The following is a 20,315-nucleotide window of genomic DNA, read 5'->3' on the forward strand; positions in this document are numbered from 1 at the left end:
TGTATTCCCCTCCGCGTCCAATTTCTCTATATTAATATTCAATCGTTATGATGGGTGTGCCAACTACGACGGTAGTCTTTGCGCCCAATCGTTCAGTTTTTCGTAATCCAAGCTGCATATTCATGTCATGTTCATTGCTCAGCTTTTTGTCGAACAAAGGCGAAACGGCGGAAGAGGAAATAAATGCTTCTTCTGCTAACCCTTCCACTTCACGAGCGTTAAATGCCTTTAGCAATTTGTTTTTGTAGACAGGTAAAGCCGATTTTATCTTATCATTGATTTCGCCTTTTACACAAGAGAAAATTGTTGCCTTTCCTCGAAAAATGTCAACTATCCTGCCTGGCAGGTTTTCGTTGAGAAAGTTTTCCGTATTGTCATTCCAGCTCTGACCTCTGACCTCATACAAGACATACGTCTGTAGAGGGCCCTTTGTGTCGGTCGAAACAAGTTTTATTTTTTCAAGAATTCCAGAGGAGGTCCGCACAGCAGTACGTTCTCCGTTGTTTCGAGTCCATGTCCAATCTGGCAGCTGAAGCTTCAGGTTCTTTTCCAAAGTTTCGACATTTTCTTGTTCCAATGTTTCCCTTGCATATAAAGACCAACCAGTGATCAAAATATCTTCGTCCTGCAAAACCGTGGCCAAGGTTTTTATTTCATAATCAGCGTCAGCTACAGTCGTCTTATTCCCAGCCTGGAATACAATAAAACCAATAATGCCAAAAATTGATAAAATATATGGAATCTTCTTCATATACAGCTCACTCTCCCCTTACTACCATTCTTACCAGGAGAGCGAATCGCATACTTGGGAATTGTCGTCACTTTTTGACATTATTTTATGTACCAACTTGCCCGGGTGTTTATCGATTGTGAAAAAACAAACATGCCTGTGCGAAAAAACAAACACAAAGAGAATTTTACTTGATAATCTTTGATTTGAAAAGATGTATGAAGACCTAATTTTTTACCAATTAGGGTATGTCTGACATACTACTGAAAAACGAGCGGGAGCTGCTGGGACCATTGAAGGTAATCTAGAAAGAAATTGCTGACTAACGATCCGAGCGCTATCGAAAGCAGGATATACAGCATGCGGGCTTGAAGAATATGATTTCCTCTTAGCAGTTTGTCAAAATGGAGTGCTTGAAGAGCCCACCACGAAAGCGCGATAAAAACCAAATGCGTCAAAATGCTCGTCAGCGCAAAGGCGCCAAAACTTGTTAGCATTCCCAATTCCCCCTTTTCTTATTTATTTTATCATAAATTTTACTCAGCTTGTCGAAAAAGAAAAACCGGGCAAACTGCGCCCGGTTCTTATTTGGTTTGGCTGATACGTTGCTGTTGATTTTCACTTCACTCGTCCGAGTCTCCCCTTGATCGCTAATCCCGCGGGAGTTGAGTTATCAACAGAGTGGTGCAACACAGCTTATCTCATAAAATCGACGAATTGATGGAAATTGCTGTGCATGAAGTCGATGGCTATGTTTGGCATGACTCCGAACAGGATCGTGCCGATTGCTGCTACTAGGAGCACGACAATTGTTGCTGCTGGCAGCTTGATTTTTTCATCGGTTGCTGCCGGGCGGAAGAACATTTGCGTCATGACTCCGAAGTAGTAGAAATAGGAGACGACGGTTGCTGCGATCATGATCGATACGAGCACGTAATGTGCTTCATCGACTAACAGTGCTCCCATGAAAATATTCAGCTTCCCGATGAAGCCTGCTGTACCTGGGATTCCTGCGAGTGACAGGATGAAGATTCCCATTCCGACTGCCAATAATGGCGAACGGCGGTATAGCCCGGCAAAATGGCTAATATCTTCTGAACCGGTTTTTGCGGTGATCGTCTGGATAACCGCGAATGCGCCAAGATTCATCAACACGTATGCCAGCAAATAGAACCAGATGGCATCGAAGGTCACAAAGGACATCGCTGTCAGTGCGACAAGGATGTAACCGGCATGCGCGATGCTTGAGTACGCGAACATGCGCTTGATGTTGCGCTGTCTTAACGCGACGACGTTCCCGATGATCATCGTTGCTCCGGCGAGGAAGGCAATATAATCTTGCATCGCGAACAGCAGCGGAATCGGTTGGCCATCTCCTTGTGCGACTGGTACGTATCCAAAGATCGATAGCAGGATGCGCAGGATGATCACAAAGCCTGCTGTTTTGGAGACGACGCTCAGAAATGCCGTCACTGGTGTTGGTGCTCCTTCGTACACATCAGGTGCCCACATATGGAATGGAGCAGATGCCAGCTTAAAGGACAGACCGACAAAAATCATCAAAAACGCCAGTCCAAGCAAGTAAATAAGCTGAGGGTCATTCACGCTGCTAAAGACTTGCGCAATTCCTTTTAAATTAGTCGTTCCGGCAATCCCGAATACATAGCTCATTCCGAACAAAGTGATCGCAGAGGAAATGCCGCCGTTAAGAACGTATTTCATTGCAGATTCGTTCGATTTCAGGTTGCGTTTGCGCATACCTGCAAGGATGTAAGACGGAATCGACAGCAATTCAAGCCCAACGAACAAAGTGATCAAGTCGCCGCTTGAGGCCATGAACATCGTCCCAAGCAGGGCGGATAGGAACAGATAGTAGAACTCCCCTTTGTAATCCTCCAGCCCTTCATTCGCGTGGAAGTCAATTGCCAACAGCATGACAAGCGCTGCTCCAAGCAGAAGAATCAGCTTAAAGGCGATCGCGAATGAATCGAGTCTGAACGTATCGGATAAAATCGATGTAGTATCGGTACCGATCAAAGTTACTAGGGAAACGAGTGCGAGCACCACCCCAGCAAACCCGACCCAGCCAAGGATTTTGCGGTCGATATGCTTTGGCATGAATAAATCAGCGACTGACAAAACGGCTATAAAACCGAGGAGGATGAATTCCGGAGTCATCGTCCCCCAATCAAATGATAGTAGTGTATCGAGATCCATCCTTCATCACCCCCCTATTCCCATCAAGATAGTTTCTAATGTTGCCTGAAGTGGTTCACTAAGAACGGCCGGAAATACACCGATTAGAACGATCAACCCGACAAGCACCAGCACCGGTGCCCATTCGAAGGAACGAAGGTCACTTAGCCCGGCAAACTCCCGCTCTGCTTGGCCATACGTGATCGCAAGCACCGCGCGCAGCAGGTAAACAGCTGTCATAATAATGCCCAGTGTACCGACCGCTGCAAGGACAGGGCTTTCTTCAAACAAGCCGAGGAATGCCATGAATTCGCTGACGAAGCCTGACATCCCAGGCAGTCCAAGCGAAGCAAGCGCCCCTGTTAGCAGGAAGCCTGATGCAAGCGGCATTCCTTTTGCCATGCCGCCAAGATTGGCAAGCGTGGTTGTGTGTGTTCGTTCATAAAACACACCGACAAGGAAGAACAATAGTGCTGAAATGAGACCGTGTGACACGACCTGGAAGATCGCTCCCTGAATTCCTGCTTCATTTAATGCTCCAAGTCCGATTAAAACGATCCCCATATGGGAAATAGAAGAATAGGCAAGCACCATTTTGAAATCTGTCTGGATAAAAGCAAGGAACGCTCCGTATAGCAGGTTTATCACACCCAGTACTGCAATTAGCCCGGCTATTTGTGCGAATTGTTCCGGGAAAATCCCGATTCCAAAGCGGATCAAACCGAAAGCCCCGATCTTTAGCAGGATTCCTGAGTGAATCATCACGATCGATGGCGGCGCCTCTACGTGGACCTTCAGCATCCAGCTATGGAGCGGGAAGATTGGCAGCTTGACGCCGAAAGCGACAAGCAAGGCAATTAATAGTCCCATCTTCAAAGAATCCGACACAGGCGCGAACAGCGTCGCATTGTCTGTGTTCATGATGACCTTCAGCATTTCGATATTCGACGTGCCCGTTCTTGAGAACAGCACCATGATGACAATCAGCAGGATCGCTGAGCCAAGGCCATTATAAATCAAGAAACTGTAGGCAGCCTTTTCTTTTTCGTAATAGCCCCATTTCCCAATCAGGAAAAACATTGGGATCAAGGTGATTTCAAAAAACAGGAAGAACAAAATCAAATTTTGGGCCGTGAATACGCCGAGCATCCCAATTTCAAGAAGCAGGAACAGCATGTAGTAGCCTTTCCACTCTTTTTTGATATGGAAGGATGCTATTGCCGCAAGTGTGGCGATCACTGCCGTAAGTAAGACCATAATCAAACCGAATCCATCGATGCCAAGCTCGTAGTTCACCGAGAATATGCCTTGTTGCTCGGCATTCTGGCCGCCGAATTGGATCCAGCGAACTTTTTCGGAAAAACCAGCGAGATTGCTGCCGCCACGATAGGAAAAATAGGCGATCAGCGCAAGCAGCAACGATGGCAGCGTGGCCAATACTCCAAGCATTTTAATGCCTGATTCATTCGTTTTTGGCATGAAAGTCAAAAGCAAGATTCCTAGCAAAGGGGCGAATACCAGCAAGGTAAGAAAATAGGTGAAATCCATTATAAATACCCCCCTGTTACCGCATAGATGACAATCAGAACTGCAAGGCCGACGAATGCAATTGTGCCGTAAGTCTGCATCTGGCCGTTCTGGATTTTCGCACCGGCTTTTCCAAGGCCTTGAACCGTTGCCGTGGTCAGCTTCACGAGTCCCTCAACAACGAAGAGCTCAATGAACCGGAGAAACAGGCTGACTGCCTTCACGCCAAACACGATGCTTTGCTCGTATATTTCATCCATATAATACTTGTTTTTCACAATGTTATAGGCGATCGGCGCCCTGTTCGACAGCCAGTTGCGTGAAAGAGACTTCTTGCTGTACATCATCCACGCAAGCCAAATGCCTAGCAAGGAGACAAGCGTGGCGACAATCATGATCCACCCAGGGCCCTCGATATGACTGTGTCCAAGTGCTTCGTTTCCTTCGACAAGCCAGTCGCCAAGGAAAGTGCCGAACCAAGGTGTGTTCACATAACCAGCAATAATTGCTAGGACAGCAAGGACGACCATTGGCATTGTCATGGTGGATGGCGATTCGTGAACATTCTTCATTTCGCTGCGCGCTTCTCCGGTGAACACCATAAAGAATAGCCGGAACATGTAGAATGCTGTAAAAAATGCTGCGATTACTGCTAGCCAGAACAAAACGTAATTGCCATGCGCCCATGCGGCGATTAAAATTTCATCTTTACTGAAAAAACCTGAAAACAACGGAACACCGCTGATGGACAGCGTTCCGATCAAGAACAAAGGTCCAGTGAACGACAGCTTTTTCCATAGCCCGCCCATTTTTTCAATATCCTGAGTATGTACAGCATGGATGACGCTACCTGCTGCAAGAAATAGCAATGCTTTAAAGAAAGCGTGTGTCATTAAGTGGAAGACACCAGCTACATATCCGGCTGACCCGAGCGCGAGCATCATGTAGCCAAGCTGGCTGACAGTCGAGTACGCTAGCACCCGCTTGATGTCCGTCTGGACGAGGCCGATCGTTGCCGCAAAAATCGCGGTGAACGCGCCGACGATTGCTACTGTCAGCATCGCTGTCTCGCTCGCGTTAAACAGCGGAAACAGTGAAGCGACCAAATAGACACCAGCCGCAACCATTGTCGCTGCGTGGATCAATGCAGACACCGGCGTAGGACCTTCCATCGCGTCCGGAAGCCATGTGTGCAGCGGGAACTGACCTGATTTTCCGACCGCCCCGATAAATATCAGGATCGCAGTTACGGTAATCATCGTTCCGGAAATCGCGCCTTCTTCCACTGCTGCGAAAATTTCGTCGTATTCGAAGCTGCCAGTTTGCCAGAATAACAGAATCATCCCGATGAAAAGCCCAACATCCCCGATACGGGTCATGATGAAGGCTTTCTTTGCAGCCGCTTTGGCGCTTTCCTTGTAAAAGTAAAATCCGATCAACAGGAATGAGCCAACTCCGACCAATTCCCAGAAAATATAAGTCTGCAAAAGGTTCGGCGACAGGACGAGACCAAGCATCGCAAAAGTAAAAAGTCCCAGATAAGCATAGAAAACTGGGATTCGCTCATCCCCATGCATATACCCTTTTGAATAAGTATGAACAAGGAAGCTGACAAGAGATACGATTACCAGCATCAATGCGTTTAATTGATTTACTTCAAAGCCCGCAGTAAGTTCCAAATTCCCTATTGTCAGCCAAACGGCTTCAGCTTTATGTGTCGGTCCATCCAGTCGCTCCAGGAGCACGAGGATGGAGTAGACAAGGGAGGCAAGCGTCGCAAGGATTCCGACGAATGCGCTCGCTTCTTTAAGCTTTTTTCCGAACAGCAGAAGGAATAGAAAGGATACAAGCGGGAATAGCGGAATGAGCCAAGCATTCTCCATTAATATCACAATCCCCTTTTTTGAACGTGCGCATAAGCTTTCTTTTGTGCGCCCGTCAGATTGAGGCCCGCATCATGCGGGGCAGTCCAGCTAGTAAACAACTTTTTCATACGGCCAATGCCGCTTATGATAGATTCCATTAGTTTTTCAATTCCGTCATTTCATCGATCAGGACACTCCTGCGGTTGCGGTAAAGCGAAATCAAGATTGCCAGTCCCACCGCTACCTCAGCGGCTGCCACTGCGATGGAGAACAGCGCGAACACCTGGCCGGTGATCGAGGGAGCGGCTCCGTATTTGCTGAAGGTGACGAGGTTAATATTGACCGCATTCAGCATCAGTTCGATGGAAATCAACACAATCACGGTGTTCTTTTTCGTCAGGGCACCGTACAGTCCGATGCAGAAAAGAATAAGTGCTAGTGCCAAAAAGGCTGAAACCGGGACAGAACTCATTCCTGATCCCCCTCCTTTTCGTCATCCTTGCGCGCGAGGACGATTGCGCCGACAAGCGCAGCGAGCAGGATCACGGATGTCAGTTCAAATGGGATAATGTATTGCGAGTATAGTGCAACCCCAATTTGTTCTGTGTTGTTTTCATGCAGGGTATTCGGCAATGCTTGGAAATCCAGATTATAGATTCCAAAATAGACTGCTGCGCCAAATCCAAGGACTCCGAGCAGCAGCACGAGCTTGCGCAGCCTCCCGCCCTTTGGCTCTTCCTCGTCGCCATGATGGCGGGTGAGCATGATTCCAAACAGCATCATGATGGTGATGGCGCCGGAATAGATCATCACTTGGATGACCGCCAGAAATTCAGCGGACAAGAGCACATAAATGCCTGCAATACTAACAAAGGTAAAAACGAGTGCTACGACCATGTGGATCACATTGGTAAGGTTCAATAACAGCACGCCGCCGATTACCGCCACTAACGCAAGGGACATAAACGCAAAAAATTCGCCTGTTAACGTCATGGTTTATTCACCTTCCGTATATTCTCATCATTTTCGTCAAGCCATTCCAGGTTCTTGAATAAATTATCCCGGCTGTATTCGGCAAGTTCAAAGTTATTTGTCATGATGATCGCTTCAGTCGGGCACACTTCTGTGCACAGGTCACAAAGGATGCATAGCTCAAAGTTGATATCATACGTATCAATGATCTTGCCTTTTTTCGTTGGATCAGGATGCTTTTTACCAGTCAAGTTAATGCAATCGGTTGGGCAAATATTGACACACTGGTTGCAAACAATGCATTTTTCAGGATAAAACTTCTGGATCCCGCGGAATCGGTCCGGAAGCGGAATCGGTTCGTTTGGATAATCGTATGTCACCTTATCACGAGTCAACTGTTTTAGGGTATAAGCTAATCCTTTTGTCCATCCTAGCACGTAATTCACCCCTTTAATGCAGGAAGCGACGCTGCTTCCATTCCTATTTTAGAAAAAATTCTTTTATCAATGCAGTAAGGAAAATGTTTCCCAGCGCTACCGGCAGAAGCACTTTCCAGGCGAACTCCATCAATTGGTCGGCGCGGATACGAGGGAACGTAGCCCGGAACCAGATGAGGATGTAGACGACCACGCTGAATTTAAGCGCGAACCAGACAGCTCCTGGAATGAAGCCAAGGAACGGCAGCGGCAGCCAGCCTCCAAGAAATAATAAAGTGATCAAAGCAGACATTGCAAACATATACACATATTCAGCCAGCATAAACATCGCCCAGCGGAATCCGGAATACTCTGTGTGGAAACCGGCAACAAGCTCGTTCTCTGCTTCGGCAAGGTCGAATGGCACCCGGTTCAGTTCAGCGGTTGCGGCAATAAAGAACACGATGAACGCGATCGGCTGCCAAAGAATAAACCAGCCGCTATTTTGCTGTGTTTCCACGATATCATTCAGATTAAGGCTGCCTGATAACAGGACAATCCCCAACACGCTCATGACCAGCGGGATTTCGTAGGAAATCATCTGGGCCGCGGCACGCATACCGCCAAGCAAGGAGTATTTGTTGTTGGAAGCCCAGCCTGCCATCAGCATCCCGACGATCGTCAAGCCTGAAATAGCAATATAATACAGGAAGCCGACATTTAGATCGGCAAATTGCAGTTTATCCGTCAGCGGAATCGTTGCCATGACCATGAAGGACGGGGCGAACGCAATAACCGGTGCGAGGATGAACAGCGGCTTATCCGCTGCTTTTGGGATTAAGTCTTCTTTTACAAGCAGCTTTACGACGTCGGCAACGGATTGCAGCAGCCCCCATTTCCCGCCGACATGGGCTGGACCATAACGGCCCTGCATAAAACCGAGCACTTTCCTCTCTGCCAAAATCGCCATTGTTACGAATCCAAGGATTACGAACAAAAGAACGACTGCCAGGACGAAGAAAATGCTGAAATTCATAAGGCCCGCACTGGATTCGAGTAGGTCCTGAACCATTATCCGTCTACCTCCCCAAGAACGATATCAACCGCTCCTAAAATTGCAATCAGATTTGAGATGCTTTCGCCTTCGAGCAGCTTAGGGAGGATTTGCAAATTATAGAAACTAGGCCTTCTGAATTTAAGGCGGTACGGCTCTTTTTTGCCATCGCTGGAAATATAGCAGCCAATTTCGCCTCGGGAGCCTTCGATTCGAACAAACGCTTCCCCTTTTGGAGCCTTGATAATCTTTGGAACCTTGGCCATGATTTCTCCCTGTTTCGGGAATTGCAGCACAGCCTGTTCAATAATTTTCAGTGATTCTACGATTTCGCCCATCCTTACATGATAGCGGGCCAGCACGTCGCCTTCGTCACGAGTGACAATATTGAAGTCGAAGCGGTCATAAATGGAATACGGTTCATCTTTGCGCAAATCCCACTTGACACCGGCTGAACGCAGGTTCGGGCCGCTCAAGGAATATTGGATTGCCTCTTCCTTTGTATATGTACCGATATTCTTTGTCCGGTTCAAGAAGATTTCATTGCCTGAAACAAGCTGGTGATACCCCTTCAGCTGTTCCCTCAGGTATGGTACGAACTCCGCTACCTTTTCAATCCAGCCCTCTGGAGCATCCCATTTTACGCCGCCTACACGCATATAGTTGAACGTCAGACGGGCTCCGGACAGTTCATTCAGCAAATTCAGGATCATCTCCCGGTCACGGAATGCGTAAAGCAATGGGCTTGTCGCTCCGAAATCGAGGATGAATGTTCCCCACCACAGCAGGTGGCTGGCAACCCTGTTCAACTCCATTGCAAGTACCCTTAAGTACTCAGCGCGTTCCGGAATCTGGACGCCCATCATTGTTTCGACAGCGTGGACGAGGACATAGTTATTCGTCATCGCTGAAACATAGTCCATGCGGTCTGTATACGGAATGATCTGGGTATATTGCAGATTTTCCGCCAGCTTTTCCGTGCCGCGGTGCAAATAGCCGATGACCGGCTTCGCTTCTACAATGATTTCCCCGTCGATTTTCAGAACGAGGCGGAATACACCGTGTGTACTAGGGTGCTGCGGCCCCACGTTCAAGAGCATTTCTTCTGTGCGTATCACGGGCTACACCTCCACATCATACGGTTCATAGTCTTTTCTTAATGGGTGGCCGACCCAGTCTTCTCCAAGCATGATTCGATGGAGGTCAGGATGGCCCTCGAATTTAATGCCAAGCAAGTCATACGTTTCACACTCTGGCCAATCAGCTCCTGCCCATAGTGGCTGGACGGACTGAGTAACAGGCTGATCGCGGTCAAGCTTGACCTTCAACGCAACTGACTGCCTGTTTTTGTATGAGTACAAGTGAACATACACTTCCATATGTGTCTGGAAATCCGTTCCGTGAAGCTCTGAAAGGTAGTCGAAGCCTAATAGTTCGTTGTACTTCAGGAATTCAGCCAGGCGATAATAAGATTCTTTCTTAGCGACTAGTGTTGGAACATCTTTTGAAAGAGGGTTTATATACGAATCTTCCAAAATATCATCACCAAGATTATCGGTAATCGCTTTTAAATATTTATCTAGATAAGGCTGGTTTGGAGATGGCTTTTGCTCTTCCGCGGCCTTTTCTGCTCCTGCGTTCGCCGCGCCTGCGGACTTCGCCTTTGCAGCAGCAGCGGCCTTTGCCTTGGCTGCAGCAATTGCTTTCGCTTTCTCGTCGTCAGCGGAGCCTCCTCCAGCTGCATTAGCTTTCGCTTTCGCTGCCGCTGCAGCCTTAGCCTTCGCTACTGCTGCGGCTTTCTTCTTCGCCAGGTCCTCTTCGTCTCCTGACGGAGCTTCTGCTTCCCCAGCTGCGTCTGCCTGCGCCTTTCGTTTCGCTGCCGCTGCAGCCTTTGCTTTCGCTACTGCTGCGGCTTTCTTCTTCGCCAGGTCCTCTTCGTCTCCTGACGGAGCTTCTGCTTCCCCAGCTGCGTCTGCCTGTGCCTTTCGTTTCGCTGCCGCTGCAGCCTTTGCCTTCGCTACTGCTGCGGCTTTCTTTTTCGCCAGGTCATCGTCTCCTGATGAAGCATCTTCAGTTGGTGATGGTTCAGTTGCTGCTGGCGCTTCAGCGCTTTTCTCTGACTGGTCAGTCGCTGTCTTTTTTGCCAGTGCGGCTGCCTTTGCTTTCGCGGCTGCGGCTGCCTTCTTTTTCGCAAGGTCGGCTTCGTCACCCGCAGGTGCTTCCGCTTTTGGTTCGGTTTCCTTTACTTCGGGTTCAGCGTTCTTTGGTTGGGCATCGTTGACTTCGGGTTCAGCTGCTTTTTGGTCATTGCCTTCCCCCGCTTGTTTGGCAGCTTGACGCTGCTTGGCAAGCTCCTTCGCCTTTTGGGCTGCTTCTTTTTTGATCTGCTCTAAATCCTTTTCCCCGCTCATCGGTTAGATCACCCTCTTCCCGGTTTTCGCCTCATAACGGATTTTCTCTTTCAATTTATTGATTCCGTAAATTAGCGCGGCTGGATTCGGTGGGCAACCCGGTATGTAAACATCGACCGGTACAATCTGATCGACTCCCTTTACAACGGAGTACGATTTTACATAGGGACCGCCTGCTGTTGCGCATGAACCCATAGCGATCACCCACTTTGGTTCTGCCAGCTGGTCATACAATCTGCGAACAGTCGGAGCCATCTTCTTCGTTACGGTTCCAGATACAATCATTACATCAGACTGACGCGGTGAATTGCGGTAAAATGTTCCAAAACGATCCAAGTCATAGTGTGCTGAGCTGGATGCCATCATTTCGATCGCACAGCAGGCAAGTCCGAATGTCATCGGCCACATGGAGTTGCTGCGCGCCCAGCCTTTTACCTGCTCAAGCGTTGTTACGAATACATTTCTTTCGAGTTCTGTGACTTCTTCCGGTGAGAAATCATCCAATTTTAAATCCATTTTAGCACCTTCTTTTTCCATGCGTAGATGAGTCCGATCAGAAGCATGACGACGAAAATCAGCATTTCGATCAATGCGAAGATCCCCAGCTTTTCATAGGCGACAGCCCATGGATACAAAAACACTGTCTCTACATCAAAAATAACGAACATAAGGGCAAACACATAATAACGGACATTAAACTGGACCCGAGCGTCGCTGAACGGTTCCATCCCGCTCTCGTAGGTGGTGTATTTCCGCTCGTCCTGCTTGTATTTTGGCCGCAAAAGCTTAGCCGCAAACAGAGCGACGATCGGAAGCAATACCCCGAGACATAGGAACACAAAGACTATCAAATAGTTATTTTGATATAGATTCAATTGTTCCATGCCCATCCCTCCAATGTTGTAAAGTTTCTTATTTTTTAACTTGTAACCGATAACAATTATACCATTGTTGCCATAGAGTGTCGACAAAGGTTTGAATAATCTGGCAACCTTCTTCCAAGTCTTTTTTGATAGAAAAATAGCATTTTAAGTGACCCGGCGGACATTGGGTCTCCTTTCATACATAGTTGTTTTGTTGGCATTATATTCGTACTCTTTTGACCCAGCGCCTGCCAGTTTGGAGGGTGCAGCCTCCCTGAGCACGCGCTGTTCCTGCTAACAATCGTTACATTCTATATTAAATACGTTTTGGATTAAGTTGTCAGTGACGTTTATCAACAAATGGCACTAATTGGGGGGTCGAAGTTTATGGCAGAATTGTGGACTTTTTCTAGCGAAACGGAATTCGCTCCTGTATTTGGTAATTATTTAAAAAACCAAAAAAAAACCCTCCCGGCAGCGCGAGGCCACTGAAAAAGTGCTTACAAGGACAGCCTTGGTAAATTGGCCGGTTGATTTCCACTCCAGGATGCTTCGCTTTCCGCGGGGCGTGCGGTGAGCCTCCTCAGCGCTAAAGCGCCTGCGGGGTCTCTACCTGTCCCGCTGATCCCGCAGGAGTCTACGCACCTTCCGTTCCAATCAACCTAGTACTATTAACAGTCAATTTAAAAAGAAGTCTAAAACTTACAGAGCAACAATAGCAAAAGAGGACAAAAAAGCCGATCTATTTCCAAAAATATGGAATCGGATCGGCTTTTTTCGTTTAGGTTCTTAAGAAAATCTAAAAAATCGGTAGATTTTCAGTGGCCCCGGCAGCGCCGGAGAGTGTTTGTGATTAAATTTTGCGTTCTGCAACGGAAATACGGTTGATCGCACGCTGAAGCGCAAGTTCTGCGCGCTTGAAGTCGTGGGTCTCCTGCCTTCTTTCATGCAGGCGCTTTTCGGCGCGTTCTTTTGCTCTTAAGGCACGTTCCAAATCGATTTCAGATGATATTTCTGCAGATTGAGCAAGGATATTCACCTGCTGTGGGCGGACTTCAAGGAAGCCGCCGCTGACTGCAATAAACTCGTACTTGCTGCCATTTTTCAAACGGACAGCGCCAATTTGTAGCGGTGCAACCATAGGAATGTGTCCTGGCAAGATTCCAAGCTCGCCTGTGCTTGCTTTTGTGCTTACCATTTCAACATCTGATTCATACACCGGCCCATCGGGAGTAACAACACTGACTTTAATCGTCTTCATTTTTTACCCTCCTGGTCCGTTATTAGACCTCTACACCCATACGTTTTGCATTCTCGATAACTTCTTCGATTCGGCCTACTAGGCGGAATGCATCTTCTGGAAGGTGGTCATATTTGCCGTCAAGGATTTCTGCGAATCCTTTAACTGTTTCTTTAACTGGCACGTAAGAACCTTTTTGTCCTGTAAACTGTTCGGCTACGTGGAAGTTTTGTGACAGGAAGAACTGGATGCGGCGAGCACGGTGTACAATCAGCTTATCTTCGTCCGAGAGTTCATCCATACCAAGGATCGCAATGATGTCCTGCAGTTCCCTGTAACGCTGCAATGTTTGCTGTACACGACGAGCGACTGAGTAGTGTTCTTCGCCAACAATTTCAGGTGTCAATGCTCTGGAAGTCGAAGCAAGCGGATCCACCGCAGGGTAAATACCCATTTCAGAAAGCTTACGCTCCAGGTTTGTTGTTGCATCCAAGTGAGCGAAAGTTGTCGCCGGTGCCGGGTCTGTATAGTCATCGGCTGGCACGTAGATCGCTTGGATCGAAGTAACAGAACCAACATTTGTAGACGTAATACGTTCTTGCAATCTGCCCATTTCAGTTGCAAGCGTCGGCTGGTAACCTACTGCAGATGGCATACGGCCAAGCAGCGCGGAAACCTCAGAACCTGCTTGCGTGAAACGGAAGATATTATCCATGAAGAAAAGAACGTCCTGTCCTTGCTCATCGCGGAAATATTCAGCCATTGTCAAACCAGTCAGGGCAACGCGCATACGTGCTCCTGGCGGCTCGTTCATCTGGCCGAATACCATTGCTGTTTGCTTGATAACGCCAGAATCGGTCATTTCGTGGTAAAGGTCATTTCCTTCACGCGTACGCTCCCCAACACCTGCGAATACAGAGATTCCGCTGTGTTCCTGAGCAATATTGTTGATCAATTCCTGGATTAGAACGGTTTTCCCTACTCCGGCACCACCGAATAATCCGATCTTGCCACCCTTGATGTAAGGAGCAAGCAAGTCTACTACTTTAATCCCAGTTTCAAGGATTTCCACCTCTGTCGAAAGCTGATCAAATGTTGGAGCTTCCCTGTGGATGGAATCGCGGCGGGCATCAGCAGGAAGTGGAGCATCAAGGTCAATTGACTCTCCCAATACATTGAATACACGTCCTAGTGTGACATCGCCAACTGGAACGGAGATTGCTGTACCTGTGTCTACAGCTTCCACGCCACGCTTTAAGCCATCAGTGGAAGACATCGCAATGGTACGAACTGTGTCATCACCTAAGTGAAGGGCTACTTCAAGCGTCAGGTCCATGTTCACATCCGCATCGCTGGTTACAATTTTCAAAGCGTTATAGATCTCTGGAAGATGGCCGCTTTCAAACTTAACGTCAACAACCGGACCCATAACCTGGAGAACTCGTCCTTTGTTCATCTTGTTCCCTCCTATCGTACTAGTTGAAAGATATACATCATGATGGGATGCGGCAGTCAGCCACATCCCCGAACTTCATTTGGTAAACTATTCGAGCGCTGCAGCTCCGCCGACGATTTCGGTGATTTCCTGCGTAATCGCAGCTTGACGCGCGCGGTTGTAGCTCAAGCTGAGCGAATTGATCAGCTCTTTCGCGTTGTCTGTTGCGTTTCTCATGGCGGTCATACGAGCAGCGTGTTCACTTGCTTTGCTGTCAAGCAGTGCCCCGTAAATCAAGCTTTCTGCGTATTGCGGCAAGAGAACTTCCAGGATCTCCTCAGCGTTTGGCTCAAATTCATAAGAAGTAAGCTTTGTTGAGCCTGCGCCAAAGTCGGTTAACGGAAGCAATTTCTTTTCGGTTACCTCTTGCGCGATTGCGCTGAGGTAATGACTATAATAAATATACAATTCATCCAAAGTTCCGTCCGAGAACATGCCAACTGTATTGCTGGCGATACCCTGGATTTCTGCGAAGGATGGCTGGTCAGCGATGCCAACGATGTCAAGGACAACGTTCATGCCGCGGCTCTGGAAAAAGTCACGGCCAACACGGCCGATCGCAATGATCGCAAACTCGTCATTTGATTGATGGCGTTTCTTGATTGTCTGATGCAACTGGCGCAGGACGTTGCTATTATAAGCCCCAGCTAGTCCGCGATCAGAGGTAATCACTAAATACCCCGTCTTCTTGACTGGACGGTTCGTCAGCATTGGGTGGTTGGAATCCTTGCTGCCCATTGCGATTGAGGCAGTCACTTCCTGGATTTTTTCCATGTAAGGAACGAATGCTTTCGCGTTCATGACCCCACGGTTCCATTTAGCGGCGGATACCATTTCCATTGCCTTGGTAATCTGGCTCGTCTTTTTAGTCGAAGTAATACGGTTTTTTATATCGCGTAAAGATGCCATTTCGGTTCTCACCACCCTTTTACAAAAGATTGTTAGTCCAAGGTCAGGCAGGGCCAGCAACGATGCTGACTCTGCCTACATGTCCAGCTACAGCTCCTAGACCGTAGAGGTCGCTTGTCTAGCTGCGACTGCTAACCCTCGAGGCGCTTTTAGCTTTTCTTATTACTCAGATACTGCAAACGTCTTTTTGAAGGCGTTCAGTGCAGCAGTCATATCGTCGTCTGAAGGCAGTTCCTTCGTCGTACGGATATGTTCTAACACTTCTGTATGGTTGTGGTCTAACCAGGAAAGCAGTTCAGCTTCGAAGCGGCGAATATCCTCTAATGGAATATCGTCAAGGAAGCCGCGAGTCAGTGCATATAGGATCGCAACTTGCTTTTCAACAGCAAGCGGCTTGTTAAGATCTTGTTTTAGAACTTCTACTGTACGGGCACCGCGGTTCAATTTTGCTTGAGTTGCTTTGTCAAGATCAGAACCAAACTGGGAAAATGCTTCCAATTCACGGTAAGATGCAAGGTCCAGACGCAGTGTACCAGATACCTTCTTCATCGCTTTGATTTGAGCGGATCCACCGACACGGGATACGGAAAGACCTGCGTTGATCGCTGGACGTACGCCAGAGAAGAATAGGTCAGACTGCAAGAAGATCTGTCCGTCTGTGATCGAGATAACGTTCGTTGGAATGTAAGCAGAAACGTCGCCCGCTTGTGTTTCAATGAACGGAAGTGCGGTGATAGAACCTGCGCCTTCCGCGTCGCTCAACTTAGCAGCACGCTCTAGCAAGCGAGAGTGCAAGTAGAATACATCCCCTGGGTAAGCTTCACGGCCTGGAGGACGGCGAAGCAGCAAAGAAAGTTCACGGTATGCTGCCGCTTGTTTAGAAAGATCATCATATACGACAAGCACATGCTTGCCATTGTACATGAATTCTTCTCCCATTGTGACACCAGCGTAAGGAGCTAAGTATAGAAGTGGTGCCGGCTGGGATGCAGATGCTGTAACAACGATAGAATATTCTAACGCGCCGTGTTTGCGGAGAGTTTCAACTGCATTTCGTACGGTTGATTCCTTCTGGCCGATTGCTACGTAAATACAGATCATGTCCTGGCCTTTTTGGTTAAGGATCGTATCAATCGCTACCGATGTTTTCCCAGTCTGGCGGTCACCGATGATCAATTCCCGCTGTCCGCGGCCGATTGGTACAAGTGCGTCGATCGCCTTGATCCCAGTTTGCAACGGCTCATGAACGGATTTACGAGCCATAACGCCTGGTGCTGCATACTCGATTGGACGAGTTTTTGTTGTGTTGATTGGACCCATGCCATCGACTGGCTGTCCAAGTGGATTTACGACGCGGCCGATTAGCTGTTCCCCTACAGGAACCTCCATGATTCGACCAGTTCGGCGTACCTCGTCCCCTTCGCGGATTTCCGTGTAAGGTCCAAGAATAATGATACCAACGTTATTTTCTTCCAGGTTTTGTGCCATACCCATAACGCCGTTTGAAAATTCAACAAGTTCTCCAGCCATGACATTGTCGAGGCCATGAGCACGGGCGATACCGTCACCAACACTGATAACTGTACCCACATCACTCACTTGAATTTCCGACTGATAATTTTCGATTTGCGATTTTATCAGCGCACTGATTTCTTCCGCTTTGATGCTCATGAGTTTCACCCCTATCTACGAATCTTAGCCTAACAATTTACGTTCTAACCGGTCTAGCTTGCCTCGCAAGCTGCCGTCAAAAATCCGATTCCCAATCCGAAGCTTGACGCCTCCAAGCAAATTGGAATCTACAATGTTTTCAATTAGAAGGGACCTTTTGCCAACCTGAGGCGCAAACGAAGCAGAAATGGCTTCCGCCTGCTCTTGCGTTAAAGGCTGTATACTATAAACCTTCGCTTCAGCGACGCCCTTTGCCTCATTGGCAAGGGCGATAAACTGGTCAGCAACGTCTGCGATCTGGTCGGCACGGTGGCGGTCAACCAAGATCATCAGAGTATTTAGGACATAGGTGCTCACTGATCCAAAAGCAGTCTTTAAAACCTCTTTCTTCTTCTCATTCGGAAGCTTCGGAGATTTTAAAAACGCAGTCAACTGCGGATTGTTCACAGCCACTTCTTTTACTGTGCGCAGTTCTTCTTCCACCTGTGGAAGAGACTGCTTTTCAGAAGCGAGTTGAAAAAGTGCCAGGGCATAACGCTTTGCTACAGTCGTGTTGCTCATCGGGCATTCCCCGCCTCTTGAATGTATTCATTGATGAGTTTTTCCTGGTCTGCTTCCGAGATTTCTTTCTCGATTACTTTAGAAGCGATCAAGACAGAAAGGGAAGCAACTTGCTCGCGGATTGCCGCAACAGCCTGCTCCTTCTGCTGCTCGATTTCAAGCTTCGCAGATACCTTGATTCTTTCCGATTCAGTGCGTGCCAGTGTGATGATTTCCTCGCGCTGAAGATCGCCCTGTTTCTTTGCATTTTCAATTAAGCCCTGTGCTTCTGTGCGTGCCTGCTTCAGCATGTCACGCTGTTCTTGCAAAAGTTTCTGTGCTTCCGCACGTGTTTTCTCTGCAGTCCCGATTTCGCCAGCAATATGCTCTTCCCGTTCCTTCATGATGCCCATCAACGGACCCCAAGCGAACTTCTTAAGCAATGCTAACAAAATAAGGAACATAACAAGCTGGAACAAAATATCGCCTGTGTTAAGGCCGGTTGCCGCTCCCAATACAAAATTCATTGTTAACACCCTCGATTCACTCCCTTCAAACGTTGTACCGTGGTTAAAGGTCCAACATGCGTTATTTCAGCTAAAAGCCGACGCATAAGGCTGCCAAGTTTCAAACTCCGGGCTTGCCTTTTTTTTATACGATTGCTTGCATTTCGATTTTTCAGGTTAAATGGTGCCAAAAGTCTACATAGTAGAATGGCGAAGGTTCGCGCGGAATGATCTTCGCCATCTTACATTCTTATAATGTATTAACCACCAATAACCATGAACGCGATAACGACCGCGATGATAGGAATCGCTTCAACTAACGCAACCCCGATGAACATAGTAGTTTGAAGCATACCGCGAGCTTCTGGCTGACGGGCAATTCCTTCTACTGTACGTGATACGATCAAACCGTTACCAATACCTGCACCTAGTGCTGCTAAACCGATTGCGATTGCTGCTGCTATAAGACCCATTATAAATTTCCTCCTTTAATATATGAAAAAATGTTTTTATTGTTTTGTCCATTAAATGAACAGTTTATATTAATGGTCATTGCTCACTTTATGAGAGAGATAAACCATTGTTAACATGGTGAAGATAAACGCCTGGATGGCGCCTACGAAAACGGAGAAACCTTGCCATACAAGCATCGGCAGTGCTGCGGCCAAGTGTCCGCCAACTCCGGTTGCGAGGCTGGCTGCAAGCAGTCCCAGCAGGATTTCACCCGCGTAAATGTTGCCGTAAAGACGAAGACCGAGCGTGAGCGTATTTGCAAACTCTTCAATAATCTTAATCGGAAACATGAACCAAAACGGCTTAAAGAATTCTTTGCCGTATTCGGCAGTGCCTTTCAGCTTGACGGCATAGTAATGGGAAAGACCTACCACCATGACTGCAAGTGTCAGTGTGATGACTGGATCAGCTGTCGGAGATTTCCACCATAGCTCTCCGTTGTAAGACACAGAGAACGGCAGTCCAAGCATATTGGCAACAAACACATACATTAGCAATGTAATGCCTAGTACATGGAACCTTCCCCCGTCCTTCCAGTCCATCGTGCTGTTGATGATTCCCTTGACGAAATCCATAATCCATTCCATGAAGTTCTGGATTCCTGTCGGTTTCATCGCAAGCCTGCGAGTGGAAAGAACAGCAATGATGAGTACGATCGCGCTTGCTACTGTAATCATCAGCATATTTGCTAAGTTAAAAGTAAGCCCAAATATGTCTATTAATGGAGCTTCATGATGCATCAATTATTCACCTCTCTTCCCCGCTAGTTACGTGATTGATAAGACTGGACAAAAAAATCTATCATAATGACAATATAGGCTGTCATTAATCCCAAAACCGTAAATACAAGGTTAATGCGATCCGGGTATTCCATTGCGACGATTACAGCAAGCGCACCGGTCGCAAGCCTCGACATTGAGCCGAGCGAACGGACCTTTTTCCCCTGTACCACCGAATCCCCGAAGCTGTTCATTTTCCTCGCAAGCAGCCATATATTAAACAGGCTCAGACTTGTACCGAAAATCAATCCTGCAAAAACGGATTGATTGCTTGTAAAGCCATACCCAAGAACATAGACAGCCAACAAAGTAAGTATGTATTTGCGCTGGCGAGTAAACAAGTCCTTGATTTCCATTAATTGTTAGTCTCCCGAAAAGAAGTGTTGGATGAGGCGAAGCATGGCAAACACCCCTGCCGAAAGTCCAATCAGCACTCCGAGTAGTAAAAAAAGCGGTTCTGTACCAAAGGTTCGGTCCAGCCATCTTCCGGAAAATATGCCAATTAAAATGGAGCCTACCAATTGCGATAGAATAGCGGACATGAGTGCCATCGCTTGAAAAGGGTGGCGCATAAAAAACGCATCCTCACTTTTGAGAATGGAACTTTAAGGAGATTTGTTAGTGACTA

Annotated in this window: 23 protein-coding genes; all 23 read right to left on the bottom strand. The window is 47.6% G+C overall.

What is annotated here, in order from left to right; translation table 11 throughout:
• Positions 1–31 precede the first annotated feature (31 nt).
• On the bottom strand, positions 32–751 hold the full coding sequence (locus tag J2S25_RS10090; protein ID WP_307191810.1) for a YwmB family TATA-box binding protein: 720 nt from the start codon (positions 749–751) through the stop codon (positions 32–34).
• A gap of 239 nt (positions 752–990) precedes the next feature.
• On the bottom strand, positions 991–1,227 hold the full coding sequence (locus tag J2S25_RS10095) for a DUF1146 family protein (RefSeq protein ID WP_044396266.1): 237 nt from the start codon (positions 1,225–1,227) through the stop codon (positions 991–993).
• 199 nt (positions 1,228–1,426) lie between these two features.
• Entirely contained in the window at positions 1,427–2,947 is a 1,521-nt protein-coding gene (nuoN, locus tag J2S25_RS10100) for an NADH-quinone oxidoreductase subunit NuoN (RefSeq protein ID WP_307191811.1), read from the bottom strand.
• A 6-nt stretch (positions 2,948–2,953) separates the two neighbouring features.
• Positions 2,954–4,474 (bottom strand): NADH-quinone oxidoreductase subunit M, encoded by a 1,521-nt coding sequence (locus tag J2S25_RS10105; RefSeq protein ID WP_307191812.1) that lies wholly within the window; start codon positions 4,472–4,474, stop codon positions 2,954–2,956.
• Positions 4,474–6,336: an NADH-quinone oxidoreductase subunit L gene (gene nuoL, locus J2S25_RS10110; protein WP_044396260.1), complete on the bottom strand. Its 1,863-nt coding sequence runs from the start codon at positions 6,334–6,336 to the stop codon at positions 4,474–4,476. Before nuoL ends, J2S25_RS10105 begins: the two co-directional genes overlap by 1 nt.
• A 139-nt stretch (positions 6,337–6,475) precedes the next feature.
• The gene (gene nuoK, locus J2S25_RS10115) at positions 6,476–6,790 is read right to left on the bottom strand and encodes an NADH-quinone oxidoreductase subunit NuoK (protein WP_044396258.1); all 315 of its coding nucleotides are present in this window, start codon (positions 6,788–6,790) and stop codon (positions 6,476–6,478) included.
• On the bottom strand, positions 6,787–7,311 hold the full coding sequence (locus tag J2S25_RS10120) for an NADH-quinone oxidoreductase subunit J (RefSeq protein ID WP_044396256.1): 525 nt from the start codon (positions 7,309–7,311) through the stop codon (positions 6,787–6,789). Before J2S25_RS10120 ends, nuoK begins: the two co-directional genes overlap by 4 nt.
• The gene (gene nuoI / locus J2S25_RS10125) at positions 7,308–7,727 is read right to left on the bottom strand and encodes an NADH-quinone oxidoreductase subunit NuoI (protein WP_044396254.1); all 420 of its coding nucleotides are present in this window, start codon (positions 7,725–7,727) and stop codon (positions 7,308–7,310) included. Before nuoI ends, J2S25_RS10120 begins: the two co-directional genes overlap by 4 nt.
• 43 nt (positions 7,728–7,770) lie before the next feature.
• Positions 7,771–8,778 carry an NADH-quinone oxidoreductase subunit NuoH gene (nuoH, locus tag J2S25_RS10130; protein ID WP_044396252.1) on the bottom strand — a complete coding sequence of 336 codons (1,008 nt, stop codon included), beginning with the start codon at positions 8,776–8,778 and terminating at the stop codon, positions 7,771–7,773.
• On the bottom strand, positions 8,778–9,878 hold the full coding sequence (locus tag J2S25_RS10135) for an NADH-quinone oxidoreductase subunit D (protein WP_307191813.1): 1,101 nt from the start codon (positions 9,876–9,878) through the stop codon (positions 8,778–8,780). Before J2S25_RS10135 ends, nuoH begins: the two co-directional genes overlap by 1 nt.
• A gap of 3 nt (positions 9,879–9,881) precedes the next feature.
• Positions 9,882–11,171, bottom strand: coding sequence for an NADH-quinone oxidoreductase subunit C (locus J2S25_RS10140; RefSeq protein WP_307191814.1), 1,290 nt, complete (start codon positions 11,169–11,171; stop codon positions 9,882–9,884).
• Between the two features lie 3 nt (positions 11,172–11,174).
• The gene (locus tag J2S25_RS10145) at positions 11,175–11,687 is read right to left on the bottom strand and encodes a NuoB/complex I 20 kDa subunit family protein (RefSeq protein ID WP_044392800.1); all 513 of its coding nucleotides are present in this window, start codon (positions 11,685–11,687) and stop codon (positions 11,175–11,177) included.
• Positions 11,678–12,055, bottom strand: a complete 378-nt coding sequence (locus tag J2S25_RS10150; protein WP_044392802.1) for an NADH-quinone oxidoreductase subunit A — start codon at positions 12,053–12,055, stop codon at positions 11,678–11,680. The genes J2S25_RS10145 and J2S25_RS10150 overlap by 10 nt, the downstream gene beginning before the upstream one ends.
• Before the next feature lie 832 nt (positions 12,056–12,887).
• Entirely contained in the window at positions 12,888–13,295 is a 408-nt protein-coding gene (locus tag J2S25_RS10155) for a F0F1 ATP synthase subunit epsilon (protein ID WP_044392805.1), read from the bottom strand.
• 22 nt (positions 13,296–13,317) lie between these two features.
• On the bottom strand, positions 13,318–14,730 hold the full coding sequence (atpD, locus tag J2S25_RS10160) for a F0F1 ATP synthase subunit beta (protein WP_044392807.1): 1,413 nt from the start codon (positions 14,728–14,730) through the stop codon (positions 13,318–13,320).
• Between the two features lie 87 nt (positions 14,731–14,817).
• Entirely contained in the window at positions 14,818–15,678 is an 861-nt protein-coding gene (locus J2S25_RS10165; protein ID WP_307191815.1) for a F0F1 ATP synthase subunit gamma, read from the bottom strand.
• Between the two features lie 162 nt (positions 15,679–15,840).
• Positions 15,841–17,349, bottom strand: a complete 1,509-nt coding sequence (gene atpA, locus J2S25_RS10170) for a F0F1 ATP synthase subunit alpha (protein WP_044392810.1) — start codon at positions 17,347–17,349, stop codon at positions 15,841–15,843.
• Between the two features lie 24 nt (positions 17,350–17,373).
• On the bottom strand, positions 17,374–17,910 hold the full coding sequence (locus J2S25_RS10175; protein ID WP_044392811.1) for a F0F1 ATP synthase subunit delta: 537 nt from the start codon (positions 17,908–17,910) through the stop codon (positions 17,374–17,376).
• Positions 17,907–18,416, bottom strand: coding sequence for a F0F1 ATP synthase subunit B (locus J2S25_RS10180; protein ID WP_198528177.1), 510 nt, complete (start codon positions 18,414–18,416; stop codon positions 17,907–17,909). The genes J2S25_RS10175 and J2S25_RS10180 overlap by 4 nt, the downstream gene beginning before the upstream one ends.
• A gap of 239 nt (positions 18,417–18,655) precedes the next feature.
• A complete protein-coding gene (atpE, locus tag J2S25_RS10185) occupies positions 18,656–18,868 on the bottom strand; it encodes a F0F1 ATP synthase subunit C (protein ID WP_019153961.1) in 213 nt (70 codons plus the stop codon).
• 69 nt (positions 18,869–18,937) lie between these two features.
• A complete protein-coding gene (gene atpB / locus J2S25_RS10190) occupies positions 18,938–19,648 on the bottom strand; it encodes a F0F1 ATP synthase subunit A (protein WP_044392817.1) in 711 nt (236 codons plus the stop codon).
• Between the two features lie 23 nt (positions 19,649–19,671).
• On the bottom strand, positions 19,672–20,043 hold the full coding sequence (locus tag J2S25_RS10195) for an ATP synthase subunit I (RefSeq protein ID WP_044392819.1): 372 nt from the start codon (positions 20,041–20,043) through the stop codon (positions 19,672–19,674).
• A 6-nt stretch (positions 20,044–20,049) separates the two neighbouring features.
• Positions 20,050–20,259: an AtpZ/AtpI family protein gene (locus J2S25_RS10200; RefSeq protein ID WP_044392821.1), complete on the bottom strand. Its 210-nt coding sequence runs from the start codon at positions 20,257–20,259 to the stop codon at positions 20,050–20,052.
• Between the last annotated feature and the right edge of the window lie 56 nt (positions 20,260–20,315).

This window comes from Mesobacillus stamsii, from assembly GCF_030814065.1.
Classification (GTDB): Bacteria; Bacillota; Bacilli; order Bacillales; family Cytobacillaceae; genus Mesobacillus; species Mesobacillus stamsii.